We start from the raw sequence: 22,749 nt of genomic DNA, 5'->3' as shown, positions 1-22,749 counted from the left end.
GTTCTTACCCCTTCAGCCTGTCGACATCGTCGACCGCGATGGTCCCGCGGCCACGGAAATAGATCACCAGGATCGCGAGCCCGATCGCAGCCTCGGCCGCGGCGACGGTCAGCACGAACATGGCGAAGACCTGCCCCGTCAGATCGCCGAGGAAGGCACTGAAGGCGACGAGGTTGATGTTGACGCTCAGCAGGATCAGTTCGATCGCCATCAGGATGACGATGATGTTCTTCCGGTTGAGGAAGATGCCCAGCACACCCAGCACGAACAGGATCGCGCTGACGACGATATAGTGTTCGATGCCGATCATGTGCGGCCTCCGTTCATGCTGAGCTTGTCGAAGCATCTTGCGCCCATGCCCTCCGACAGGCTCAGGGCGAACGGGACTGAGGAATCGATCATAGCTCGACCCCCTCGCCCACGGTGGGCTGCTTCATGACGGTGGCATCCTCGGGCCGGCGGCGGACCTGCTTGGCGATGTTCTGGTGGCCGCGCGTGGTCTTCAGATCGCGGTGGGTCAGGATGATCGCGCCGACCATGGCCACCAGCAGGATGATCCCGGCCGTTTCGAACAGGAACAGGTAATCGGTATAAAGCAGCTCGCCGACGTTCTCGATATTGCTCTCACCCGTCAGCGGCGCGGCGCTGCCATCAGGCGTGCCGAGGCGCAGCACACCGGCGCGATAGGCCCCGATGCCAAGCACCAGCTCGGCCAACAGGATCACGGCGACAGCGATGCCGAGCGGGAAATTGCTGATGAAGCCGGCGCGCAGCTCGGCAAAGTCGATGTCGAGCATCATGACGACGAACAGGAACAGCACCGCGACGGCGCCGACGTAGACGATCACCAGCAGCATGGCGATGAACTCTGCCCCCACGATGACCATCAGTCCGGCCGCATTGAAGAAGGCGAGGATCAGCCACAATACCGAATGCACCGGGTTGCGGCTCATGATCGTCAGCACGCCGCTGGCGACCAGCAGCACGGCGAACATATAGAAGGCGATGGCTTGAATCATGACGATTCCCCCAAATCGTCACCCCGGCGCAGGCCGGGGTCCAGATAGACTGGCGTCATGCGAACCACTTCCGTTTGCTGGGCCCCGGCCTTCGCCGGGGCGACGTGGAAAGATTGAAAGACTGCCCCGGTCACGCGCGGCCCCCTAGCGATACGGCGCATCGGCTTCAAGGTTTGCGGCAATGGCCCGCTCCCACTTGTCACCATTGGCGAGCAACTTGGCCTTGTCATAAAGCAGCTCCTCGCGGGTTTCGGTGGCGTATTCGAAGTTCGGACCTTCGACGATGGCATCGACCGGGCAGGCTTCCTGGCAGAAGCCGCAATAGATGCACTTGGTCATATCGATGTCGTAACGTGTCGTACGGCGGCTTCCGTCCTCGCGCGGTTCGGATTCGATGGTGATGGCCTGCGCCGGGCAGATCGCCTCGCACAGTTTGCAGGCGATGCAGCGCTCCTCACCATTGGGATAACGGCGCAGAGCATGCTCGCCGCGGAAGCGCGGGCTCAGCGGGTTCTTCTCGAACGGATAGTTGATCGTGGCCTTGGGCTTGAAGAAATACTTCAACGTCAGGGCATGTGCCTTGACGAATTCCCACAGGGTGAACGACTTGATGAGGTGGGCGACGGTGCTCATGCTATTCCTCTGTCAGGGCCTGCGGGCGGCACACGCCCTCGCCCTCGAACATCGCGCGGAAGGAGCCTCCGATGAGGCGCGAGCCGCTGAATGTGAAATCGTAAGTGCCATCTGCAGCGCTAGGGACAAGGTTGAGCGCCAGCGACAGGCTCTTTTCGGTGAAGTTCAGCGTATTGTCCCTGCCGACCTTGCCAGCCATCTTGAGCGGCTTGGGTGCGGCCGGTTCGGTCTTGGTAATCGTGAACGAGCCGTCACGGCTAGAACCACTCGAATAGACGGGAATGTCGCCAAGCGGATTGAGCACCAGCTGCGGGTCTTCGACCGCAATATTGCTCAGCTTGGAGCCCTTTTGCGCAAACGACAGCGTGAACGTCTTGTTCGGCACCTCTCCGCTCTTGTCCGCCATAGAACCGCCGGTCTGTTCGCACACCAGCACCGTGTCAGCAGCCGCGGCCGACGTTGCAGCCAAGGCGAAGCTGCCGACAAGTATCAGAAAACCGGGACGGATCATTGCCCCGCGCCTCCGTCATCCGCCGGTCCGAAGGTCGCATCGCAGCGGCCCGTGGCAAAGGCGCGGATTGTGCCCGGTTCACCATTGGTACCCGGAGTCCATTTTTCGATGGTTGCCATGCCGGTGTCATCAGCCAGCAATAGGAACATCATGTTGTAGTGCCCGCCCTCAGGCGCCCGCGCGACGACATAATAACGGCGGTAGAGCGCGTTGGCCGAGAACGGCTTCATCTCGACCTTGCCGATCAACGGAGCCGGACCATTGCCCTCGATGCTCGTCGGCATCGCGGTGTTGACATCCCAGCCGGCCGGCACCTCGGGGAAGGTACCGCCGAGCCAGAAGGACTCGTCATTTGCCCGGTCGAAGGTGCAGTTCCACTGCGCCGGGGTCGTCACTTCAGCCGTCGGCGGCGGCAGCGTCTGGATCATCTGCATGGCGAGGAGGAGAACGGGACCAATCATACCCCATACCTCGTCAGCATGAGGTACCCGCTGGTCAGGACCACGAACAGCAGGCTGAGCGGCAGGAACACCTTCCACCCCAACCGCATCAGCTGGTCATAGCGGTAACGCGGCACGGTCGCCCAGATCCAGCTGAAGAGGAAGAATACCGCGAAAGTCTTGCCGAGGAACCAGATGATGCCCGGAATATCGAACCACGGGATCAGGTCCACTTCCATCGGGGGCAGCCAGCCGCCGAAGAACAGGATCGTGTTGAGGCAGCACATCAGCAGGATGTTGGCATATTCGCCCAGCCAGTAGAGCGCGAAGGACATCGAGCTGTATTCGGTCTGGTACCCGGCGACGAGCTCGGACTCGGCCTCGGTCAGGTCGAACGGGGCGCGCTGGGTTTCGGCGAGGCCTGAGATGAAGAACACCACCCACATCGGGAACAGCAGCAGGTTGAACCAGTACCCATTGACGATCCCGAAGCCGTGGCCACGCTGGGCCTCGACGATCTCGGTCAGGTTGAAGCTACCGGCATAGAGAACCACGCAGATCAGCACGAAACCAATCGAGACTTCGTAGGAGATCATCTGCGCCGCAGCGCGAATGGCGCTGAAGAACGGGTACTTGGAGTTGCTCGCCCAGCCCGCCATGACGATGCCGTAAACCGACAGCGAGCTGATCGCGAGGACATAGAGCAGGCCGACATTGATGTTGGCCAGCACCACGCCCGCATCGAACGGAATCACAGCCCAGGCCGCCAGCGCCACGGTGAAGGTGACGATCGGGGCAATGATGAAGATGCCCTTGTTGGCGGCCGAAGGAATGATGGTTTCCTGCAGCATCACCTTGAGCCCGTCGGCAAAGCTTTGCAGCAGACCGAACGGGCCGACGACATTGGGCCCGCGCCGCAGCATGATCGCGGCCAGCACCTTGCGATCGACATAGATGATCATCGCCACCGCCAGCATCAGCGGCAGGGCGATCAGCAGGACCCCCGCAATGGTCGCGGTAAACCAGGCGGCTTCGTAGGTCAGGCCAAGGGATTGGAAAAACTTGGTCATTCCGCCGCCTCCGCCATGTCTTCGCCATGCAGCAGCTCGTCCGAGCAGCGCTGCATTACCTCGCTGGCGCGGGCGATGGGGTTGGTGAGGTAGAAGTCCAGAATCGGATAGGCCTCGATAACGCCTTCCGCCTTCACCTTGCTGTCCGCCTTCGGCAATGCGCCGAGATCGGCCAGGCCTTCCTCGCCCAGAGCGGGGACTTCAGCGATCATCGCGGCCTGCAATTCGGCATAGCTATCGAAGCCCACCGTCACGCCGATGGCATCGGCCAGCGCGCGTAGGATGGTCCAGTCTTCGCGGGCATCGCCCGGGGCGAAGACGGCCTTCTCGGCATATTGCACCCGGCCTTCGGTGTTGACGTAGGTCCCGTCCTTCTCGGCATAGCTCGCCGCCGGCAGGACGATGTCCGCCGCATGCGCGCCCTTGTCGCCGTGGTGGCCGATATAGACCTTGAGCGCATCGGCGAAGGGTTCGAAGTTCATCTCGTCCGCGCCGAGGCTCAGCACGACCTTGGGCTGGGCCGCGACGATATCCGCCATGCCGCCTTTCTGCGCGAAGCCGAGCATCAGTCCGCCCATGCGCGCAGCCGAGAAGTGCAGCACGTTGAAGCCGTTCCAACCGTCACGGACGACCTTGAGCTTCTCCGCCGCGGCGAGGCCGGCATGGAGCGCGCCCCTGGCCAGCGCCGCGCCGCCCATGATGATGGCGGGCCGCTCGGCACCCTTGAAGGCGTCGGTGACTTCCTTGGGAAGCTTCGACAGCAGCGAGAGGTCGCTGCCGAGGAAGGTCGCCGGATAGGTCGGCTCCCACGCCGGGCCGATGATGTAGACCTTGGCCCCGCGCTTCACTGCCTTGCGCAGGCGGACATTGACCAGCGGCGCTTCCCAGCGGACGTGACTGCCGACGATCAGGATTGCATCCGCAGTCTCGATCCCGGCCAACGTGCTGTTGAAGTTGACCGCGGCGAGGTTCGACACGTCATAGTCCATGCCGGTCTGGCGGCCCTCGACAAGCGTCGAACCGCAGGCCTTGAGCAGCGCCTTGGCCGCGAACATGGTCTCGCAATCGACCATGTCGCCCGCGACGGCGGCGAAGCTGGAAATGTCGCCCTTTAGCTGCTTGGCGATGGCCCTGAAGGCCTCGTCCCAACCGGCGGGTTGCAACTTGCCCCGCTTGCGCATGAAGACCTTGTCGAGGCGGCGCTTGGTCAGGCCGTCGACCATGAAGCGGCCCTTGTCGCTCAGCCACTCCTCGTTGACCTCGTCATTGATGCGGGGCAGCGCGCGCATGACTTCGCGGCCCTTGGAATGGAGCGAGATATTGGCGCCGACCGCGTCCGACACGTCGATGCTGAGCGTGCGCTTCAGCTCCCACGGACGGGCCTCGAAAGCATAGGGACGGCTGGTCAGCGCGCCGACCGGGCACAGGTCGATCACATTGGCCGACAGCTCGTGCGCAGCTGCCTGCTCGAGGTAGGTGGTGATCTGCATATCCTCGCCGCGATAGAGCGCGCCGATTTCGTCCACGCCGGCGATCTCTTCGGAGAAACGCACGCAGCGGGTACAGTGGATGCAGCGGGTCATGATCGTCTTGATCAGCGGGCCCATGTATTTCTCGGTCACCGCCCGCTTGTTCATCTGGTAGCGGCTGCCGCCACGGCCATAGGCCACGGCCTGGTCCTGCAGGTCGCATTCGCCGCCCTGATCGCAGATCGGGCAATCGAGCGGGTGGTTGATGAGGAGGAACTCCATCACCCCTTCGCGGGCCTTCTTGACCATTTCGGTGTCGGTGCGGATTTCCTGGCCTTCGCTGGTCGGCAGCGCACAGCTCGCCTGCGGCTTGGGCGGCCCCGGCTTCACTTCGACCAGGCACATGCGGCAATTGCCCGCAATGCTCAGCCGCTCGTGATAGCAGAAGCGGGGGATTTCCTTCCCCGCCAGCTCGCAAGCCTGCAGGACGGTCGCGCCGTCCGGAACCTCGATTTCCTGGCCGTCTACGGTGACTTTAGGCATCGGGACCAGCTCCGATCATATTGGCGTAATAGACTACTTCGGCAAGTTGGTTGCGCAGTGTGGGAACGTCGAGCGCCAGGGTCTGACCTTCCATGATGCACTGCCCAAAGCTTTGGGACATGGCGACTACCACCTCGCGTTCCTCGGGCGACGCTGGAGCGGTTTCCATCAATTCCGGGAAAGCCGCTGCATTGTGGCCCATCACGCACCCGGCAAAACCCAAAGCGAAGACCCGCTCCAAATCGGGAGAACGCTCGCCGAAAAAACGCTCGGCAACGTACATGCCGTCATCGCCCAGTTCCATTCTTGCCGGCTCGAGTACGATTTGCTCTTCGCGGATCAGCCCCTCCGCGAGTGCGCCGCGGAGCGACCCATGGTCGAATGAAAGCGTACGCGTGCCCCGGACGGATTGGGCGTTGCCCACGTTTGAGAAATCCATGTCGGGAATGCAGCGATTGAGCGTCTTGCCCAATTCCTCGAATGCGGAAGCCTCCGCCTCCGTAGCAGGAAGCGCACTCAGATAGGCGCGCGCCCCTTCGGGCTTCTTCTTCGCTACGCAGCGCGCAGTAACCAGAAGCATTTCCTGCGGTTTCATTTCGTCACCGACGTCGCGATAATCCTTCACTTCCTGCCCGAGGCGGAAGCCCATGCCGCTCGTCTGGCGCTGGGCCAGAGCAGCCCCGGGCAGGATCAACGCACAGATCAGGATTGCAAACCGGATCATTCCGCCGCCTCCGCGAACTTCGCGTTGTGTTCTTCGATGCGGCGTTCCAGCTCAGGCCGGAAGTGGCGGATCAGACCCTGGATTGGCCAGGCCGCCGCGTCGCCCAGCGCGCAAATCGTGTGCCCTTCGACCTGCTTGGTGACCTGCTGCAGCATGTCGATTTCCTCGACCGCAGCATCGCCGGTGCGCAGGCGTTCCATCATGCGCCACATCCAGCCGGTGCCTTCGCGGCAGGGGGTGCACTGGCCGCAGCTTTCGTGCTTGTAGAAATAACTGATGCGGCTGATGGCGCGGACGATGTCGGTCGACTTGTCCATCACGATCACGCCCGCCGTGCCGAGGCCCGAGCCGAGATCCTTGAGCCCGTCGAAATCCATCGGCGCGTCCCAGATCTGCCCGGCCGGAACCAGCGGAACCGACGAGCCGCCGGGGATCACGGCCAGCAGGTTGTCCTTGCCGCCGCGAATGCCGCCGCAATGCTTCTCGATCAGCTCGCTGAACGGGATGCTGAGCGCTTCCTCGACCACGCAAGGCTTGTTCACATGCCCGCTGATCTGGAACAGCTTGGTGCCCTTGTTGTTCTCGCGCCCGAAGCTGCTGAACCAACTCGCCCCGCGCCGCAGGATCGTGGGGACGACCGCGATGCTCTCGACATTGTTGACCGTGGTCGGGCAGCCATAGAGGCCCGCACCCGCCGGGAACGGCGGCTTGAGCCGCGGCTGGCCCTTCTTGCCTTCGAGGCTTTCGATCATCGCGGTTTCTTCACCGCAGATGTATGCGCCCGCGCCGCGGTGCATGAACACGTCGAAGTCGTAGCCGCTTTTGGCCGCGTTCTTGCCCAGCAGGCCCGCCGCATAGGCCTCGTCGATCGCCTTTTGCAGCGTCTCGGCCTCGCGGATGTATTCGCCGCGGATGTAGATATAGGCCGCCCGTGCGCGCATGGCGAAACCGGCGACCAGCGAACCTTCGATCAGCTTGTGCGGATCGTGGCGGATGATCTCGCGGTCCTTGCAGGAACCGGGTTCGGATTCGTCGGCGTTGATGACGAGGAAGCTGGGACGACCGTCCTTGCTTTCCTTGGGCATGAACGACCACTTGAGGCCGGTCGGGAAGCCCGCACCGCCGCGCCCGCGCAGGCCCGAAGCCTTCACTTCCTCGATGATGGCGTCCTGCCCGCGCGCGATCAGGGCCTTGGTGTCATCCCAGTCCCCGCGCTTCTGCGCCGCCTTCAGGCCCCAGTCCTGGAAGCCATAGAGGTTGGTAAAGATGCGATCCTTATCGGCCAGCATCAGGCGAACCCTCCGTTAAACAGCATATAGCCCGCGACGATCACGATCAGCGCCATGACGCCGAACTTGATCATGCCGGTGATGACCTTCCAGGCCACGACCAGGAGCGCGAGGGCGACGAGAATGGTAAGGATGTCCATTACTGACCCCCTTCCGTCACCCCAGCGAAAGCTGGGGTCTGGTGCCGCAAGTCCTGAGCCAGGAGGAGAGCGATCCCAGCTTTCGCTGGGATGACGTGGAACCCTCGCATCACCATTCCTTCCGGTAATCGTGATTGGCGCTGACCATCTCTTTCAGCGTGGTCGGCCCGCCCGAAGGTTCGCTGGTGTGCTTGCCCGGCTCCTGTGTCCCGGCCTTGGGCGTTTCGCCCTTGGCCAGCGCATCGAGCACCGCATCGAGCCGCTCGACGGTCAGGTCCTCGTAATTGTCGTCATTGATCTGGACCATCGGCGCGGTGGCGCAATTGCCCATGCATTCGACTTCGGTCAGGGTCCACAACCCGTCTTCCGATACACCGCCCTTCACCATCCCGCGCTTCTTGCAAGCGGCGATGATATCGTCGCTGCCGCGCAGCATGCAGGGCGTGGTGCCGCAAACCTGGACGTGGTATTTCCCAACCGGAACAAGGTTATACATGAAATAGAACGTTGCAACCTCGACCACCCGGATCACCGGCATGTCGAGATACTTGGCGACATATTCTATCACCGGCAGCGGCAGCCAGCCTTGAGTGCCGGTCTCTTCGCCAACCTGCCGCTGGGCAAGGTCGAGCAGCGGCATCACCGCCGAACGCTGACGCCCTTCGGGATACTTGGCGATGTGCCAGTCGGCCTTGGCCTTGACTTCAGGCGTAAATTCAAAGCCACCCCAGCGCGCGCGCAGTTCGGGGGTATCGGGGGCGAGATGACGATCAGCCATGGTTCAACCTGTGTTGCAGATAGCGGCCGACATAGAGGCCGATGACAGCGGCACCCGCCGTCGAAAGGACTTCCTTGAGGCTCGATGCCCCATGAAACACGGCAAGGTAGGCTGCAACCGCCGAAGCGAATGCCGCGAACGCCGCGATGAAGATGAAGAGTTCGCGGAGGATCATGCGCGTCGCCCCCCACTCGTGATTGCGAGCGCAGCGAAGCAATCCAGCATTTCGCCCTCTGGATTGCCGCGTCGCCTGCGACTCCTCGCAATGACGAAGAATGGCTCGCAAAACCCGGGTAGCTTGGCGGCTAGATGACGATCAGCCATGGGTCTGACCTTTGTTCCTGGCCTTCGCATTGGGCGCTGCATGGGTGCCATTGCTGAGCAGCGCAAAAAAGTAGTGCAGCGGCCGCGGAAGTGATCGGGCGAATTTGAGAAGGCGCAGCATCACCGGTCACACTCCCCGAACACCACGTCGATCGCGCCGAGGATGGCCGTCGCGTCGGGCAGCATGTGGCCTTTGGACATGAAGTCCATCGCTTGGAGGTGGCTGAAAGCGGTCGGGCGGATCTTGCAGCGATACGGCTTGTTGGTGCCATCGCTGACGAGATAGACGCCGAATTCGCCCTTGGGGCTTTCGGTCGCGACATAGACCTCGCCTGCCGGGACCTTGAAGCCTTCGGTGTAGAGCTTGAAGTGGTGGATCAGGCTTTCCATCGACTGCTTCATCTCGCCGCGCTTGGGGGGCGAGATCTTGCCGTCGGTGCTGGCAACGGGGCCTGAAGGCATCTGGGCTATGCACTGCTTGATGATCTTGGCGCTTTCGTAGACTTCCTTCACCCGCACCATAAAGCGGTCATAGCAGTCCGAATTGGTGCCGACGGGAATGTCGAACTCCATCCGGTCATAAACTTCGTAGGGCTGGCTCTTGCGGATATCCCACGGGATGCCCGCTGCACGGATCATCGGGCCGCTGAAGCCCCAGGCGACGGCATCGTCCTTGCTGACGACAGCGATATCGACATTGCGCTGCTTGAAGATGCGGTTGTCCATGACGAGGCTCATGGCGTCGCCGAACAGTTCCGGCAGGCGGGTGTCGAGCCAGTCGCCGATATCGACTAGCAGCTTTTCGGGCACGTCCTGGTGCACACCGCCGGGACGGAACCAGGCGCTGTGCATGCGCGCACCGCTGGCGCGTTCGAAAAAGTTGAGGCAATCCTCGCGCAGTTCGAACACCCACAGGTTCGGCGTCATCGCGCCGACATCCATCACATGCGCCCCGATGTTGAGCATGTGGTTGCAGATGCGGGTCAGCTCGGCGAACAGCACGCGCAGATATTGCGCGCGGATCGGCACTTCGAGATTGAGCAGCTTCTCGATCGCGAGCACATAGCTGTGCTCCATGCACAGCGGGCTGCAGTAATCGAGCCGGTCAAAATAGGGCAGCGCCTGGAGGTAGGTCTTGTGCTCGATCAGCTTCTCGGTCCCGCGGTGGAGCAGGCCGACATGCGGGTCGATCCGTTCGATGATCTCGCCATCAAGCTCCATCACCATGCGCAGCACGCCGTGCGCCGCCGGGTGCTGCGGCCCGAAGTTGATGGTGTAGTTGCTGATGACCTCGTCGCCGGTGGTCGGGGACTCTTCGAGTTGCACGCTCATCCGCAGATCCAATCGCCGCTGTAGCTCTGGGTTTCGCCCTTGGCGTCGGTCACGACCATATTGGCCGGACGCCGGGCCTGGTTGCCGGCCGCGGGGGCCACGCTGATGCTGATACCGGGAGCGGAGTAAGTGGTGCCTGCCCAGATCGGGCCGAGGCCGCCCTTGGCATCGACCGTCACCAGCTGGCCCCCGACGCGGACCACGCCCTTGCCGCCCAGCGAGTGGCCCGAGACATAGAACACCTCGCGCCCGACTTCCTGGAAAGTGCAGCCACCGGTGCGCGGGCCGAGGTCGACATTGGCGATATCGCCGAGACGCTGAAGGAACTTCACATCCGTGCCTGCCGGGATTTGCGAAACGGGGGCGTTGGGCTGATTGGCCATGGCTTCGACCTCTGCCGTAGTCGGAGAGGATGCGCCCTCGGACGCACCAATCCGGCTGGCAAAGTCGTCAGCGCTTTCTTGCGCACCTTCAGGTGCACAGGCCGTCAGGGTCAAAGCCCCGCCCGTTACAGCCAGGAAAAGGATACGCGCAGGCAGCATCAGTCCTTCCCGCCGTCCTTCGCTTCACCCTCACCTTCCTCCATGGCAGGGGGATCGGCTTCGCTCGTCTCGGCAGCCTTGGCATCGGTCTTGGCGCCGGCACCCGTCTGCGAAGGCTTTTCCGTGGTCTTGGGCGTATCGACGGGAGGAGAACCCGGATCGGGCGGCGTTACCCGCGCCTTCTCGTCACCAGGCAGGACATAGTCCGGGCCTTCCCATGGCGAGAGGAAATCGAACTGCCGCAGGTCCTGCGCAAGTTCGACCGGCTCATAGACAACGCGCTTTTCTTCTTCGGAATAGCGCAGCTCGGTATAACCAGTAAGCGGGAAGTCCTTGCGGAAGGGATGCCCTTCGAAGCCGTAGTCGGTCAGGATGCGGCGCAGGTCCGGATTGCCGCTGAACAGCACGCCGTACATGTCGAACACTTCGCGCTCGAGCCAGCCGGCGTTGGGCCACAGCGTGGTGACGGTCGGTACCGGGGTGCTATCGGCCGCGCTGAGCTTGACCATGATGCGGTGGTTCTTCGTCAGGCTCAGAAGCATGTAGACCACTTCGAACCGCTCAGGCCGATCCGGGTAGTCGACCCCGGCCATCTCGACCAGCTGCTGGTAGGCGTGATTGTCCCGCAAATCGCGCAGCGCGTCCTCGATCCGGTCGCGCGCGACAGTGATGACGATCTCGCCATACTCTTCCTTCGACGCAACGACCATGTCGCCAAGCGCCTTGGTCAGCGTGTCGAGCACACCTTCGTTGGAGGCGATACGGGGTGCGGAGTGGACGACACTCATCGTTCAATCGTCCCTTCGCGGCGGATCTTCCGCTGGAGCTGCATCACGCCGTAAAGCAGCGCCTCAGCTGTCGGCGGGCAACCGGGCACATAGATATCGACGGGGACGATACGATCGCAGCCGCGCACGACAGAGTAGCTGTAGTGGTAATAGCCGCCGCCATTGGCGCAGCTGCCCATGCTGATCACGTACTTCGGCTCCGACATCTGGTCGTAAACCTTGCGCAGTGCGGGGGCCATCTTGTTGCACAGCGTGCCGGCCACGATCATTACGTCCGACTGGCGCGGGCTGGCGCGCGGAACGACGCCGAAGCGTTCCATGTCATAGCGCGGCATGTTGACGTGGATCATCTCGACCGCGCAGCAGGCGAGGCCGAAGGTCATCCACCACAGCGAGCCGGTGCGGGCCCACTGGAACAGCTCCTCGGTACTGGTGACGAGGAAGCCCTTGTCGTTGACCTCGGTCTGCAGCGCGCGGAAATAGGCGGCGTCGGGCTGCCGCACTTCGCCCGGACGGGCGGTCGGCATCTGGCCGATGGTGGCGGGCGTCAGCCCGGCCAGTGTCGTGTTGGCGGTACTCATATCATTCCCACTCCAGCGCGCCCTTCTTCCATGCGTAGGCCAGGCCGATGGCCAGTTCGCCGAGGAAGATCATCATCGTGGTCCAGCCGGCCCAGCCGGTCAGATCGAGGCTGACCGCCCAGGGAAACAGGAACGCGGCCTCAAGGTCGAAGATGATAAAGAGAATTGCGACGAGATAGAACCGCACATCGAACTGGCTGCGCGGGTCTTCGAAAGCCGGAAAGCCGCATTCATATTCGCTGTTCTTCTCGGCATTGGGTTGGTGCGTACCGGTCAGGTACGAGACACCCATGGGCAGGAACACGAACAGCGCCGACAGCGCCACCGCGATGAACAGGAAGATGAGGATCGGCAGGTATTGCGACAGATCGACCACAGGCGATTCCCTTTAGGGGCAAAGTTGCGCCCGCCCCTAGGCCGCTGTGGCGCGCGGCGCAAGGCCGGGAAGCCCGCAAATCCCTCACCAAACCGTGCAAATCACACCAGTTCCGGTCAATTCCCGGAAAGGTCGATAGCGCGGATATCGGTCGGCTTTGGCTGGTTGCCCTCGCGCACCGCCCCGCCCTCGCCGAAAACGTCCCACTGGCCGGTTGCGACATAGAGCAGGCGATCCCTGTCAATCGTCGCGCCGACCGGCTCGGTCCAGTCGGGACTGGCGGCTTCGAGCACAGTTGCCTTGGTGACCGCCAGCCAGTCCTCGGTCATGTCCAGCTTGACGATACGTTTGGGCTGGAGACCGTTCTGGACCGCAATCAGGCTGTTGCCATACCGCAGCAGCGCATCGATCCCATCGAGCCATTCGCCGGTGGCATTGCCGATCCGCCAGAGCTTGCCGCTGTCCCAGTCGAGCATGGCAAGACCGTAGCTGTAATCGCTGACGATCAACCGGTTTTGCTCCGGAACCTTGACCATCCCCTGCGGCGAGCGAAACACACCTGCTCCCACTAGCGCGCGAAAACCTTCCTCACTGTCAGGATCGGCGTAATGGATTTCGCCCGCGACCGGGTTGGCTGCGAAAACGCGGCCATCGTCCCCCACCGCGATATCTCCGAGCGGAACGAACCCGTTGGCATACAGCGTTCTTGCAACCCTGCCCGTGGCCGGATCGAAGCCGAGCGCGGCGGCATAGGCCGGGTCACCAGGGGTCTCGTCGAACTCGCCCGAGGCAATCCAGATCAGGCCTCGGTCCGGGTCTGGCACCATTGCGGAAAGGCTGCCTGCATTTTCGATTTCAATTGCTTCCCACGCCCCGCCGTCGTCGGGGCGGAACAGCTTGCGCGAGACCACGGTGCTGACCATGAGCCGGCCGTTGACGGGGTCGACTGCGACACCTTCCACCAGCATGGCATCGGCGGGAACGTTCGCGACGAGTGTGCTGCTCCCAACTCGCTCCTTACTCACTTCATTGACAGCGAGGAACAACTCCTTCGTTTCTTCGTCGCCAATCGCTGCCGCAATTGCATCGGCTCCGGCATCGCTGAAGGCATAGCCACGCTCGACCAGGGTGAGCGCCGTATCCACGGCCTCCGGATCGCCGGCTTCAAGTTGCGCGCCAAGCAGCCGGCGGTAGACCGACGCGCTATCGGGGTATCTCTCCGCCAGCGCCTGCAATTCCTCGACCGTCGCAAGCTGGCCCGTCTCCTCGGTGACGAATTGCCATTCCTCGATCGGCGGGATCAGTTCGCCCGCGCTTGCAGGTGCCGCCAGGCACGTGGTCAGCAGCAGCGCCAGCGCGGCATGTCTCACTTCTTCATCTCCCGGGCGATGGTCTTGCGGGTGACGTCGCCATAGGGCGGCTTGAGCCCGGCAAGCTTGGCAACATCCACCTTGGGTTGGGTATAAACACTGCGGGCGTGGCTGAATTCCTTGAAACCTTCCGGCCCGTGGTACGAGCCGATCCCGCTCGGCCCGACCCCGCCGAAGGGAAGGTCCTCCATCGAAACATGCATGATCACGTCATTGACAGTGACCCCGCCCGAAATCGTCCGCTTCAGCACGTGCTCGCGCTCGCCGCTGTCCGCGCCGAAGTAGTAGAGGCCCAGAGGCCGGTCGCGCTCGTTCACGAAATCGATCGCTTCATCGATGTTCTTGTATGTCTTGACCGGCAGCACCGGGCCGAAGATTTCCTCCTGCATCGCCATCATATCGTCATTGACGTTGCGCAGGATGGTAAGGGGCATCTTGCGCGCATTGGTGGAGGAGAAGTCCTCGTTCGCTGGATTGACCTCGATCACCTCGGCGCCCTTGTCGCGCGCATCGGCGACCATGGTCTGCAACCGGTCATAATGCCGGTCGGTGACAATCGAGGTGTAGTCATCATTGTCGAGCAGCGTCGGATACATGTTGTGCGCCGCCTGACGCACCGAGTTGACCGCATCCTGCTCCTTGTCCTCGGGTACATACATATAGTCGGGCGCGAGGCAGATCTGCCCGGCGTTGAGCATCTTGCCCAATGCGATACGCTCGCCCGCCTGCTCGAAATTGGCGCTGCGGCCAAGGAACACCGGCGACTTGCCGCCCAGCTCCAGAGTCACCGGCACGAGGTTGCGCCCCGCCACCTCCATCACCCGGCGCCCGGTCGCGGTCGAGCCGGTGAATACCAGGTGGTCGAACTGCAGCGACGAGAATGCGGCCGCAACTTCCGGGCTCCCGGTAATTACCGCAACTTCTTCCTCGGCGAAATACTTCGCCACGAGTTCTGCCGTCAGCTCGCTGGTCCGCTCGGTGAACTCGCTCGGCTTGATCATCGCCCTGTTGCCGGCGGCCAGGACCTGCATCAGCGGTCCGATGGAGAGGTTTACCGGGAAGTTCCAGGGCGAGAGGATACCGATCACACCCTTGGGCTCATAACGCAGTTCCGCCTTGGCCCCCAGCAATCCAAGCGGGAAACGCACCGAACGCTTCTCGGCCTTGGCCCATTTGTCCAAGTGCTTGAGACAATACTTGCCGAAACCGATCGTACCGGTGATGTCGGTGATCATCGAGGCCTCGTGGCTGCGGTTGCCGAAGTCCGATGCCATGGCCCGGGCCAATTCCTCACCGTGATCGACCAACATCGCAATGGCGCGCTGGATGCGGTCGCGGCGCTGGCTCAATGGTTCGGGGCGGGCCGCTGTGAAGGATGCGCGCTGCTTTTGCAGGATCGCTTCCATCTGCGCCTTCTTGTCGTCTGCCATCGGGACTCTCCTCTCGGGTTTCGCTTTGGGACCTATCTCCCCCATCCACTCGCCAAAGACAAGTGCGCCTTTGAGCGCCGCTTGGCCGCCTGCAAACGTATCCTGTTTGCCATTGCCGCAGTGCAGCATTAGGGACGGCGGCAATCTGGAACCCGCAATGAAAGGCCCCCAGCCATGGCACAGTTTTCCGCATCCGATCCGGTCGTGATCCTCTCCTATGCCCGCACTCCGATGGGCGGGATGCAGGGCGCGCTGGCCGATGTTTCCGCGACCGACCTGGGCGCCACTGCCGTCAAGGCGGCGGTCGAGCGTTCGGGCGTCCCGGGCGAGAAGTTCGACCGCGCCTATATGGGCTGTGTGCTTCCTGCCGGGCTCGGCCAGGCGCCGGCGCGGCAGGCCGCGCTCAAGGCCGGCCTGCCCAAGTCGGTTCAGGCAACCACCGTCAACAAAGTCTGCGGCAGCGGCATGCAGACCGTTATCATGGGTGCCGAGGCGCTCGCCAGCGGTTCGGTCGACTATGTCATCGCCGGCGGGATGGAGAGCATGACCAACGCCCCTTACCTGCTCAAGAAGCACCGCAGCGGCGCGCGCATCGGGCATGATACCGCCTATGACCACATGTTCCTCGACGGGCTGGAAGACGCCTATGAGGAAGGCCGCGCCATGGGCACCTTCGCGCAGGACACCGCCAATGACTACCAGCTGACGCGCGAAGAGCAGGACAACTATTCCATCGAGTCGCTGCGCCGCGCCAACGAAGCCATTTCCAGCGGCGCTTTCGATGGCGAAGTCGTGCCCGTCACCTTCACCACCCGCGCAGGCGAAGTGACGGTTGCCACCGATGAGCAGCCCGGCAAGGGCAAGCCCGACAAGATCCCGCAGCTGCGCCCGGCCTTTGCCAAGGACGGCACCATCACAGCGGCGACTTCCTCCTCGATCTCGGACGGTGCCGCCGCTGTCGTCCTGACCCGCGAAAGCCTCGCCATCGCCAATGGCCAGGCCCCGGTGGCGAAGATCGTCGCGCTCGCCGCCCATGCACAGGAGCCGAAGGACTTCACCACTGCCCCTGTGGGCGCGATCAACAAGGTGCTCGAGCGGGCCGGCTGGTCGGTCGACGATGTCGACCTGTGGGAAGTCAACGAAGCCTTCGCCTGCGTTGCCATGTTCGCCATGCGCGACATCGGCATCCCGCACGACCGGATCAACGTCAATGGCGGTGCTACCGCGCTAGGTCACCCGATCGGGGCCAGCGGCACCCGCATCATCGTGACCCTGCTCAATGCGCTCAAGAGCCTGGGCAAAACGCGCGGCGTCGCCTCGCTCTGTATCGGCGGCGGCGAAGCGACGGCGGTGGCGGTCGAGCTGGTCTGAGGCCTGCCGGCACCGAATCCTTTTCTCTCCTCTCGCCAGGCGTGCTATTCGCTCCGCCGGGTCGCCTATTGGGGATGGGAGAGACTTGTCATGAAGAATGTTCTGGTAACACCACTGTTGGTGGGATTGGTTGCGGTGGCGGCTTGCAGCAAGCCGGCCCCTGCACCCGCGCCCGAACCGGCAGCGGAAGAAACGGCGGCGGCCCCGGCTGTGGCGAATGGTTCGGGTCCGGGCACCTACGAGGTCACGGGTGAAGACGGTTCGGTCGGCACTTCGATCATCAACGCCGATGGCACCTATTCGGATCTGGACGCGGACGGAAAGGTCGTTGCCGAAGGCACTTGGGCGGTCAAGGACGGCAAGACCTGCTTCACGCCGAAGGCTGAAGGAGCCGAAGAAGAGTGCTATACGGAAAGCGCCCCTGCGGCAGATGGTTCGTTTACCGCGACGTCAGACAAGGGCGGGTCGGTTACCGTCAAGCCGAAAGCAACCGCTGCTGAGGAAGCCCCCGTTGCTCCGGCGCAGGAACCGGCCGAGTAATCCGGAACGAAGGGGTGGCCAAGGTGGCCGCCCCTTTGCTCAAGGTTCGCCCGCGCCCCACAGGCGGTCTGCGGGAACATAGCCCTCGCGGTTGCCGACGCTGAAGGCACACCAGCCGGCCTCACATGGTCCCAGCTGGCCGACCACGCCGGGCGCGAGGCTCCATTTGAGCGAGGAATTGTCGGTCGGGGCCGCGCGCATCGGCGCAGGGTCTTCGCCGATCACCAACGCACCACGCTCGGGATCGAGCAGGTTCTTGTTGACCCAGCCCTTCGCCCCCTCGTGATCCTCGACATAGCGCCAGCCATCGTCCTTTACTCGCAGCACCTTCAGCGGCAGGCCCTTGCGGCGATAGACCCACTCGATCTTGTATTCGGTGCTGGGCCCGACCCGCATGTTGAGCTCCGTCGTGTCGATGGTAGCCCAATAGGGCGTTTCCTGTTGTTGCGCATTGGCCGAACCACAGGCGCCAAGACCAAAGGCAAGCAGGAGTAAAGCGGCGTTCCGGAACATTGCGGGCTAGCCTTATGGTAAACAAACCCTTCCCCGCAAGAGTTTGCACGCCGCGCCTTGACCGAAATCGCGCCAGTGTTCAATCACGGGACAGATGAGCGACACGCACAACACCACCACCCGCCGCGTCGAGGGCAAGCCCCGGGTCATCGTGACCCGCCACCTGATGCCAACGATCGAGGCCCGCATGGCTGAACTGTTCGACGCCACGCTCAATCCCGATGATGTGCCGCTGACGCGCGAACAGCTGGCTACGGCCATGGCCGATTGCGACGTGCTGGTCCCGACCGTCACCGACCGGATCGATGCCGAATTGATCGAAGGCGCGGGCGAGCGGCTGAAGCTGATCGCCAATTTCGGCGCCGGGACCGAGCATATCGACCTTGCCTCTGCGGCGAAGCGCAAGATCATGGTCACCAACACGCCGGGGGTCTTTACAGACGATACCGCCGATCTCGCCATGACCATGATCATCGGCGTGCCGCGGCGCATTCGGGACGGAGTCGCGCTGATCCGGCGGGGCGAATGGACCGGCTGGGCCCCATCTGCGATGTTGGGGCGGCAGATCGGGGGCAAGGTGCTGGGGATCGTCGGCATGGGCCGGATCGGCCAGGCCGTTGCCCACCGGGCCCGCGCCTTCGGGCTGGAGATCGCCTACCACAACCGCAAGCCGTTACCCCGCGCGGTCGAGAGCATGTTCGGCGCGCGCTATGTCGAAACACTCGATGAATTGGTGGCGGAGGCGGATATCCTCTCGCTGCACTGTCCTGCCGGGGCGGACACGCACCACATGATCGATGCCCGCCGGATTGCGCTGATGAAACCGAGTGCGGCGGTCATCAACACGGCCCGCGGCGACCTCGTCGATTACGAAGCGCTGATCGCAGCGCTGGAGGCCGGCAAGCTCGTAGGCGCAGGGCTCGACGTCTACCCAGACGAGCCGCATGTCGATCCGCGCCTGCTGGCTCATCCCAATGTGATGACCCTCCCCCATATCGGCAGCGCCACCGCCGAGGGTCGCGAGGCCTCGGGCGAGAAGGTCATCGCCAATATCCGCTTCTGGGCCGACGGGCACAGGCCGCCGGACCAGGTGCTCGACGCGCTCGTCAGTCATGCGTAAGTTCTTCCTAATGCTCGCAGTTTCACTCGGCTGCATATCAGCAACGAGGCCGGAAGTACCAGCCGGCTCAGGCGTCCTGTGTATGGGCGGCTTTATCTACTTTGCCGAGGAACAGGGCCGCCTTTGCCATGCCGGCTTGGATCCCGACTACCAGCTGCGGCTGAAGGGATATGTAGAGCGGATCGACGCCTACATCATCCGCAATACCGACGGGACGGGGGACTGGCTCACCGCCTTCAAAGACGACGAGAACATCCAGAAGGGGCGCCCCGACCTGTGCGACGCAGGCGACGATTACGACTTCTACGGTGCCTTTCGCGAGGTCGAACCTGCCGAGCTGGACAATGACATGGACGAGATGCTCGCCCGCGACGGGAAGCCCACCTTCGGCGACTGCGTCTAGTCCTCAATCCCCCGTCAGAATCCGCTCGACCAGCTGCTTCACTGTCGGCGTGAAGTTGTTGGAATAGAACGGGTCCTGCTTGAAGCGATAGGCCGCATGACCGGCAAAGGCGAGGTTGTTGTCCGGGTCGCCGCCATGGGCAATGTCCTGCAGCGTCTTCTGGATGCAGAAGCTGCGCGGATCGGCCAAGCGTCCCGTCGTGTGATCGTCATGATCCTTCCAGCTCGAAAACTGGCAGTGACTGAGACAGCCCATACAACCCTGCTGGTCGGCGCGGATCTGCTCCGCACTTTCAGGCGTAACGAAGACCACGGTGTTGTCCGGCGTCTTGAGCGGCTCGGTAAAACCCTCGTGCATCCACGATTGTGCCTTGCGCTGATCGCCCGGGTGGACCCAGAAATACTTGGCCTTGCCGTGATCGCTGAGCGGCACGGTGCCTTCTTCCTCGTCGCGCTTGAAGATCGGAATCTGCCGCTCGCTGCGGTGCATCAGGTCATAGAGGAACGGCGTCTTGACCGCGCTGGAATAGAAACCCGTGGGGCTGAACTTGTGCAGCAGCACATCGCCCGGCTCGACCGTGCGCAGCATGTCCTTCCACACCTGCGGGATCGGGCTTTCCTGCGTCAGCAGCGGGCGCGTGCCGAACTGGAAGGCGATCTTGCCGAGTTCGGGATTGTCGATCCAGTCGTTCCATTCACGCAGGAACCACACTCCGCCGGCCATGACGATGGCGGTATCCTCGCTCACGCCTTCGGCCCGCATGGTTTCGCGCAGCGCCTTGACCCGGGGATAGGGATCTTCCGGTTTGGTCGGGTCCTCGGCATTGGAGAGACCATTGTGTCCACCGGCGAGCCAGGGGTCTTCGTAAACCACCGCTGCGAGCAATTCGGGCACCTTGGAATAGCTGCGCTTCCAAAGGGCGCGAAAGGCGCGGGCCGAGCTGACGATCGGCAAGTAATGAACGTTGAAGCGCTGGGCGATTTCCGCCAGCTTGTAGGGCATACCCGCCCCGCAGGTCACGCCGGTGATCTTGTCGCCGCAATTCGCGAGTACGCCTTCGAGCACTTGCTGCGCACCGCCCTGTTCCCACAGCACGTTGATGTTGATCGCGCCCCTGCCGTCCGCAATTTCGTAAGCGCGGTTGACCTGCTCGGTCGCGCCATCAATCGCATAGCGAACTAGCTGTTCGAAACGTTCCTTGCGTGTCGCCTGCGGATAGACCTGGGGGATCGGATTGCCGTCTTCGTCATAGCTGTCGGCATTGACGGCGCTGACCGTGCCGATGCCGCCGGCTGCGGCCCATGCGCCCGAGCTCATGTGATTGGTCGCCGACACGCCCTTGCCGCCTTCGACCAGCGGCCACACTTCCTTGCCGCCATACACAATCGGCTGCAAACCCTTGAATGTCATTTAATTTCCAATTCCTGCGTTACTTTGCCGCGCTGACTTTTGCGGACTTGGCTGCTGCCCCTTTGCAGGGCTTTATTGCACCCGGCTCCGGCCTCGTAGCCGCTCGGCGAAATTCTGCATAGTACCCCGCCAGTTCGGGGGAATCGCGGAACGTCTCCAGCTCGAAGCCGACCTGCTCGAATTCGCATTTGAGCAGGAAGGGATCGATCCCGTGCTGGTCAGTCGGCCGGTCGACATCGACCACGATCGCTTTGCCGCCCGCCTTGAGCGACGGCCACAGCCGCCACAGGAAGGCGTAAGGTTCGGTCACTTCATGATACATGTGGACCATGAAGACACGGTCGAAGCTGTTCTCGGGCAGCCGCGGATCGTCGATCCCGCCGAGCTTGATCGAGACATTGTCGAGCCGCTCCTTCTCGACCCGCTGGCCGAGCCGCTGGAGTGCTTCTTGGTCGATATCCTGCGCCAACACACGTCCGTCCTGCCCCACACGCTGCGCCAGGCGTACGGTGTAATACCCCTCCCCTGCGCCGATATCGGCCACGGTCATACCGGGGGTGATCTGTGCAAAGTCCATGACCTTGCGCGCTTCATCAACGGAGTCGCGTTGGGTCTCCGTGCTGAATTCGTTCCGGCCGAGCTCGGAAACGGGCCGGTCGGGCAATGGGAATTCCAGCGCGGTCTCGGGGCGGTCAGCGTCAGCAGGTGCGGGGCCTCGATCGCATCCGGCCATGGTCGACGCAGCCACGAGTGCGGTGAGAAAAGGCGCGTGAAACAGCTTCATCGTCCTGATCTCCTAGCGGGTGAAATGTCGCCAGGCAAAAGGCGAATTGCCGCCTGCAGTCGATACTATTCCACGTCGTCGATATCGACTTTTTCGCCCGTCACCCGCTGCGCCAGCGCGGCGGAGATGTAAGGATCGAGCGCGCCATCGAGAACGTCGTCCGGCGAACTGGAGGTGACGCCGGTGCGCAGATCCTTGACCATCTGGTAGGGCTGCAGGACGTAGCTGCGGATCTGGTGGCCCCAGCCGATCTCCGTCTTCTCGGCATATTCGCCGCTCGCCGCTGCCTCGCGTTCCGCCATCTCGCGCTCGAACAGGCGCGCTTTCAGCATGTTCATCGCCGTGGCGCGATTCTTGTGCTGGCTGCGGTCGTTCTGACTGGCGACGACGATCCCGGTCGGCATATGGGTGATGCGCACCGCCGAGTCGGTGGTATTGACGTGCTGGCCGCCCGCGCCCGAGGCACGGTAGGTATCGATCTTGAGGTCGCTTTCGTTGATCTGGATATCGACCTCGTCGTCGATCACCGGATAGACCCAGACCGAGCTGAAACTGGTGTGGCGCCGGGCCGAGCTGTCGTAGGGGCTGATCCGGACAAGGCGGTGAACGCCGCTCTCGGTCTTGGCATAGCCGTAGGCGTTCTCGCCCTTGATGAGCAGTGTAGCGCTCTTGATGCCGGCTTGCTCGCCGGCCTGGTATTCGACCGTCTCGACCTTGTAGCCGCGCTTTTCGGCCCACCGGGCGTACATGCGCATGAGCATTTCGGCCCAGTCCTGACTCTCGGTTCCGCCGGCCCCGGCATGGATCTCGATATAGCTGTCATTGGCGTCGGCCTCGCCCGAGAGCAGTGCCTGGACCTTGTCGGCGTCCGCGCGGTCGGCCAGCGCGGCAAGGCTGGCGAGACCTTCCGCCACCACTTCATCATCGCCCTCGGCCTCGCCCAGTTCGACGAATTCGATGGCGTCGGCCATCTCCTGTGTGATCTGGTTGACGGTCCCGACGGCGTTTTCCAGCAGCTTCTGCTCACGACTTATCGCCTGGGCTTCCTTGGGGTTGTCCCACAGCTTGGGGTCCTGGACGCGCGCGTTGAGCTCGTCGAGACGGCGCAGGGCGCGGTCCCAGTCAAGCGACTGGCGCACCAGCGATAGCGCGGCATTGATCCGGTCGATATGGGCCTGCCCTTCGGCACGCATGGAAAATTCCTTCAGAAACTCTGGCAGTCAGGTGGTGCGCGGACGCTTAGCGAAAG

The 22,749-nt window shown here is 62.9% G+C and carries 27 protein-coding genes; 4 read left to right on the top strand and 23 right to left on the bottom strand.

What is annotated here, in order from left to right; all coding sequences use genetic code 11:
• Nucleotides 1-4: 4 nt before the first annotated feature.
• From nuoK to LY632_RS08090, 19 genes are all read right to left on the bottom strand, one after another.
• Nucleotides 5-310 (bottom strand): NADH-quinone oxidoreductase subunit NuoK, encoded by a 306-nt coding sequence (nuoK, locus tag LY632_RS08180; RefSeq protein ID WP_234090653.1) that lies wholly within the window; start codon nt 308-310, stop codon nt 5-7.
• Between the two features lie 88 nt (nt 311-398).
• Complete coding sequence (locus LY632_RS08175) at nt 399-1,019, bottom strand: NADH-quinone oxidoreductase subunit J (protein WP_234090652.1); 621 nt, start codon at nt 1,017-1,019, stop codon at nt 399-401.
• A 144-nt stretch (nt 1,020-1,163) separates the two neighbouring features.
• On the bottom strand, nt 1,164-1,652 hold the full coding sequence (gene nuoI / locus LY632_RS08170; RefSeq protein WP_234090651.1) for an NADH-quinone oxidoreductase subunit NuoI: 489 nt from the start codon (nt 1,650-1,652) through the stop codon (nt 1,164-1,166).
• 1 nt (nt 1,653) lies between these two features.
• Entirely contained in the window at nt 1,654-2,163 is a 510-nt protein-coding gene (locus LY632_RS08165; protein WP_234090650.1) for a hypothetical protein, read from the bottom strand.
• Complete coding sequence (locus LY632_RS08160; RefSeq protein WP_234090649.1) at nt 2,160-2,624, bottom strand: hypothetical protein; 465 nt, start codon at nt 2,622-2,624, stop codon at nt 2,160-2,162. Before LY632_RS08160 ends, LY632_RS08165 begins: the two co-directional genes overlap by 4 nt.
• Nucleotides 2,621-3,673, bottom strand: coding sequence for an NADH-quinone oxidoreductase subunit NuoH (gene nuoH / locus LY632_RS08155; RefSeq protein ID WP_234090648.1), 1,053 nt, complete (start codon nt 3,671-3,673; stop codon nt 2,621-2,623). The genes LY632_RS08160 and nuoH overlap by 4 nt, the downstream gene beginning before the upstream one ends.
• A complete protein-coding gene (gene nuoG, locus LY632_RS08150) occupies nt 3,670-5,685 on the bottom strand; it encodes an NADH-quinone oxidoreductase subunit NuoG (protein ID WP_234090647.1) in 2,016 nt (671 codons plus the stop codon). The genes nuoH and nuoG overlap by 4 nt, the downstream gene beginning before the upstream one ends.
• Nucleotides 5,678-6,409: a hypothetical protein gene (locus LY632_RS08145; RefSeq protein WP_234090646.1), complete on the bottom strand. Its 732-nt coding sequence runs from the start codon at nt 6,407-6,409 to the stop codon at nt 5,678-5,680. Before LY632_RS08145 ends, nuoG begins: the two co-directional genes overlap by 8 nt.
• Complete coding sequence (gene nuoF / locus LY632_RS08140; RefSeq protein ID WP_234090645.1) at nt 6,406-7,698, bottom strand: NADH-quinone oxidoreductase subunit NuoF; 1,293 nt, start codon at nt 7,696-7,698, stop codon at nt 6,406-6,408. The genes LY632_RS08145 and nuoF overlap by 4 nt, the downstream gene beginning before the upstream one ends.
• Complete coding sequence (locus LY632_RS08135) at nt 7,698-7,838, bottom strand: hypothetical protein (RefSeq protein ID WP_234090644.1); 141 nt, start codon at nt 7,836-7,838, stop codon at nt 7,698-7,700. The genes nuoF and LY632_RS08135 overlap by 1 nt, the downstream gene beginning before the upstream one ends.
• 109 nt (nt 7,839-7,947) lie before the next feature.
• Entirely contained in the window at nt 7,948-8,616 is a 669-nt protein-coding gene (gene nuoE, locus LY632_RS08130) for an NADH-quinone oxidoreductase subunit NuoE (protein ID WP_234090643.1), read from the bottom strand.
• Nucleotides 8,609-8,791, bottom strand: coding sequence for a hypothetical protein (locus tag LY632_RS08125; RefSeq protein WP_234090642.1), 183 nt, complete (start codon nt 8,789-8,791; stop codon nt 8,609-8,611). The genes nuoE and LY632_RS08125 overlap by 8 nt, the downstream gene beginning before the upstream one ends.
• 269 nt (nt 8,792-9,060) lie before the next feature.
• The gene (locus LY632_RS08120) at nt 9,061-10,272 is read right to left on the bottom strand and encodes an NADH-quinone oxidoreductase subunit D (protein WP_234090641.1); all 1,212 of its coding nucleotides are present in this window, start codon (nt 10,270-10,272) and stop codon (nt 9,061-9,063) included.
• The gene (locus LY632_RS08115) at nt 10,269-10,814 is read right to left on the bottom strand and encodes a hypothetical protein (RefSeq protein WP_234090640.1); all 546 of its coding nucleotides are present in this window, start codon (nt 10,812-10,814) and stop codon (nt 10,269-10,271) included. The genes LY632_RS08120 and LY632_RS08115 overlap by 4 nt, the downstream gene beginning before the upstream one ends.
• Nucleotides 10,814-11,602 (bottom strand): NADH-quinone oxidoreductase subunit C, encoded by a 789-nt coding sequence (locus LY632_RS08110; RefSeq protein WP_234090639.1) that lies wholly within the window; start codon nt 11,600-11,602, stop codon nt 10,814-10,816. Before LY632_RS08110 ends, LY632_RS08115 begins: the two co-directional genes overlap by 1 nt.
• Entirely contained in the window at nt 11,599-12,129 is a 531-nt protein-coding gene (locus LY632_RS08105; protein WP_234093193.1) for an NADH-quinone oxidoreductase subunit B family protein, read from the bottom strand. Before LY632_RS08105 ends, LY632_RS08110 begins: the two co-directional genes overlap by 4 nt.
• A 55-nt stretch (nt 12,130-12,184) precedes the next feature.
• Nucleotides 12,185-12,559, bottom strand: coding sequence for an NADH-quinone oxidoreductase subunit A (locus tag LY632_RS08100; protein WP_234090638.1), 375 nt, complete (start codon nt 12,557-12,559; stop codon nt 12,185-12,187).
• A 116-nt stretch (nt 12,560-12,675) separates the two neighbouring features.
• A complete protein-coding gene (locus LY632_RS08095) occupies nt 12,676-13,929 on the bottom strand; it encodes a hypothetical protein (protein ID WP_234090637.1) in 1,254 nt (417 codons plus the stop codon).
• Nucleotides 13,926-15,359: a coniferyl aldehyde dehydrogenase gene (locus LY632_RS08090; RefSeq protein ID WP_234090636.1), complete on the bottom strand. Its 1,434-nt coding sequence runs from the start codon at nt 15,357-15,359 to the stop codon at nt 13,926-13,928. Before LY632_RS08090 ends, LY632_RS08095 begins: the two co-directional genes overlap by 4 nt.
• Before the next feature lie 174 nt (nt 15,360-15,533).
• Here LY632_RS08090 and LY632_RS08085 point away from each other — a divergent pair, with 174 nt between their 5' ends.
• Together LY632_RS08085 and LY632_RS08080 are read left to right on the top strand one after the other, a co-directional pair.
• On the top strand, nt 15,534-16,730 hold the full coding sequence (locus tag LY632_RS08085; protein WP_234090635.1) for an acetyl-CoA C-acyltransferase: 1,197 nt from the start codon (nt 15,534-15,536) through the stop codon (nt 16,728-16,730).
• Nucleotides 16,731-16,820: 90 nt separating this feature from the next.
• Nucleotides 16,821-17,270 (top strand): hypothetical protein, encoded by a 450-nt coding sequence (locus LY632_RS08080; protein ID WP_234090634.1) that lies wholly within the window; start codon nt 16,821-16,823, stop codon nt 17,268-17,270.
• Between the two features lie 39 nt (nt 17,271-17,309).
• On the opposite strand, the gene LY632_RS08075 is transcribed toward LY632_RS08080, so the two are convergent.
• Nucleotides 17,310-17,783, bottom strand: coding sequence for an SH3 domain-containing protein (locus tag LY632_RS08075; RefSeq protein ID WP_234090633.1), 474 nt, complete (start codon nt 17,781-17,783; stop codon nt 17,310-17,312).
• 94 nt (nt 17,784-17,877) lie between these two features.
• Here LY632_RS08075 and LY632_RS08070 point away from each other — a divergent pair, with 94 nt between their 5' ends.
• Both LY632_RS08070 and LY632_RS08065 read left to right on the top strand, forming a co-directional pair.
• Entirely contained in the window at nt 17,878-18,903 is a 1,026-nt protein-coding gene (locus tag LY632_RS08070) for a D-glycerate dehydrogenase (protein WP_234090632.1), read from the top strand.
• An 82-nt stretch (nt 18,904-18,985) separates the two neighbouring features.
• Nucleotides 18,986-19,306, top strand: a complete 321-nt coding sequence (locus LY632_RS08065) for a hypothetical protein (RefSeq protein WP_234090631.1) — start codon at nt 18,986-18,988, stop codon at nt 19,304-19,306.
• A gap of 3 nt (nt 19,307-19,309) precedes the next feature.
• Here LY632_RS08065 and LY632_RS08060 read toward each other — a convergent pair whose 3' ends face one another.
• From LY632_RS08060 to prfB, 3 genes are all read right to left on the bottom strand, one after another.
• Nucleotides 19,310-20,716, bottom strand: a complete 1,407-nt coding sequence (locus tag LY632_RS08060) for a nitronate monooxygenase family protein (RefSeq protein WP_234090630.1) — start codon at nt 20,714-20,716, stop codon at nt 19,310-19,312.
• 19 nt (nt 20,717-20,735) lie between these two features.
• The gene (locus tag LY632_RS08055; protein ID WP_370636483.1) at nt 20,736-21,500 is read right to left on the bottom strand and encodes a class I SAM-dependent methyltransferase; all 765 of its coding nucleotides are present in this window, start codon (nt 21,498-21,500) and stop codon (nt 20,736-20,738) included.
• Nucleotides 21,501-21,565: 65 nt separating this feature from the next.
• A complete protein-coding gene (prfB, locus tag LY632_RS08050) occupies nt 21,566-22,693 on the bottom strand; it encodes a peptide chain release factor 2 (RefSeq protein ID WP_234090629.1) in 1,128 nt (375 codons plus the stop codon).
• Nucleotides 22,694-22,749: the final 56 nt, after the last annotated feature.

The organism is Erythrobacter sp. SDW2 (assembly GCF_021431965.1).
GTDB lineage: Bacteria > Pseudomonadota > Alphaproteobacteria > Sphingomonadales > Sphingomonadaceae > Parerythrobacter.
This window is presented reverse-complemented; position numbering and strand designations above follow the sequence as displayed.

What these genes read in the sequence shown, in the direction of transcription:
- LY632_RS08080 (WP_234090634.1), top strand. Translation starts at nt 16,821, where the DNA reads ATGAAGAATGTTCTGGTAACACCACTGTTGGTGGGATTGGTTGCGGTG.
- nuoG (WP_234090647.1), bottom strand. Translation starts at nt 5,685, where the DNA reads ATGCCTAAAGTCACCGTAGACGGCCAGGAAATCGAGGTTCCGGACGGC.
- LY632_RS08060 (WP_234090630.1), bottom strand. Translation starts at nt 20,716, where the DNA reads ATGACATTCAAGGGTTTGCAGCCGATTGTGTATGGCGGCAAGGAAGTG.
- LY632_RS08125 (WP_234090642.1), bottom strand. Translation starts at nt 8,791, where the DNA reads ATGATCCTCCGCGAACTCTTCATCTTCATCGCGGCGTTCGCGGCATTC.
- LY632_RS08175 (WP_234090652.1), bottom strand. Translation starts at nt 1,019, where the DNA reads ATGATTCAAGCCATCGCCTTCTATATGTTCGCCGTGCTGCTGGTCGCC.
- LY632_RS08055 (WP_370636483.1), bottom strand. Translation starts at nt 21,500, where the DNA reads ATGAAGCTGTTTCACGCGCCTTTTCTCACCGCACTCGTGGCTGCGTCG.
- LY632_RS08145 (WP_234090646.1), bottom strand. Translation starts at nt 6,409, where the DNA reads ATGATCCGGTTTGCAATCCTGATCTGTGCGTTGATCCTGCCCGGGGCT.
- nuoE (WP_234090643.1), bottom strand. Translation starts at nt 8,616, where the DNA reads ATGGCTGATCGTCATCTCGCCCCCGATACCCCCGAACTGCGCGCGCGC.
- LY632_RS08090 (WP_234090636.1), bottom strand. Translation starts at nt 15,359, where the DNA reads ATGGCAGACGACAAGAAGGCGCAGATGGAAGCGATCCTGCAAAAGCAG.
- nuoF (WP_234090645.1), bottom strand. Translation starts at nt 7,698, where the DNA reads ATGCTGGCCGATAAGGATCGCATCTTTACCAACCTCTATGGCTTCCAG.
- LY632_RS08070 (WP_234090632.1), top strand. Translation starts at nt 17,878, where the DNA reads ATGAGCGACACGCACAACACCACCACCCGCCGCGTCGAGGGCAAGCCC.
- LY632_RS08135 (WP_234090644.1), bottom strand. Translation starts at nt 7,838, where the DNA reads ATGGACATCCTTACCATTCTCGTCGCCCTCGCGCTCCTGGTCGTGGCC.
- nuoI (WP_234090651.1), bottom strand. Translation starts at nt 1,652, where the DNA reads ATGAGCACCGTCGCCCACCTCATCAAGTCGTTCACCCTGTGGGAATTC.
- nuoH (WP_234090648.1), bottom strand. Translation starts at nt 3,673, where the DNA reads ATGACCAAGTTTTTCCAATCCCTTGGCCTGACCTACGAAGCCGCCTGG.
- nuoK (WP_234090653.1), bottom strand. Translation starts at nt 310, where the DNA reads ATGATCGGCATCGAACACTATATCGTCGTCAGCGCGATCCTGTTCGTG.
- LY632_RS08120 (WP_234090641.1), bottom strand. Translation starts at nt 10,272, where the DNA reads ATGAGCGTGCAACTCGAAGAGTCCCCGACCACCGGCGACGAGGTCATC.
- LY632_RS08085 (WP_234090635.1), top strand. Translation starts at nt 15,534, where the DNA reads ATGGCACAGTTTTCCGCATCCGATCCGGTCGTGATCCTCTCCTATGCC.
- LY632_RS08105 (WP_234093193.1), bottom strand. Translation starts at nt 12,129, where the DNA reads ATGCCGACCGCCCGTCCGGGCGAAGTGCGGCAGCCCGACGCCGCCTAT.
- LY632_RS08115 (WP_234090640.1), bottom strand. Translation starts at nt 10,814, where the DNA reads ATGCTGCCTGCGCGTATCCTTTTCCTGGCTGTAACGGGCGGGGCTTTG.
- LY632_RS08075 (WP_234090633.1), bottom strand. Translation starts at nt 17,783, where the DNA reads ATGTTCCGGAACGCCGCTTTACTCCTGCTTGCCTTTGGTCTTGGCGCC.
- LY632_RS08110 (WP_234090639.1), bottom strand. Translation starts at nt 11,602, where the DNA reads ATGAGTGTCGTCCACTCCGCACCCCGTATCGCCTCCAACGAAGGTGTG.
- LY632_RS08160 (WP_234090649.1), bottom strand. Translation starts at nt 2,624, where the DNA reads ATGATTGGTCCCGTTCTCCTCCTCGCCATGCAGATGATCCAGACGCTG.
- LY632_RS08165 (WP_234090650.1), bottom strand. Translation starts at nt 2,163, where the DNA reads ATGATCCGTCCCGGTTTTCTGATACTTGTCGGCAGCTTCGCCTTGGCT.
- LY632_RS08065 (WP_234090631.1), top strand. Translation starts at nt 18,986, where the DNA reads ATGGGCGGCTTTATCTACTTTGCCGAGGAACAGGGCCGCCTTTGCCAT.
- prfB (WP_234090629.1), bottom strand. Translation starts at nt 22,693, where the DNA reads ATGCGTGCCGAAGGGCAGGCCCATATCGACCGGATCAATGCCGCGCTA.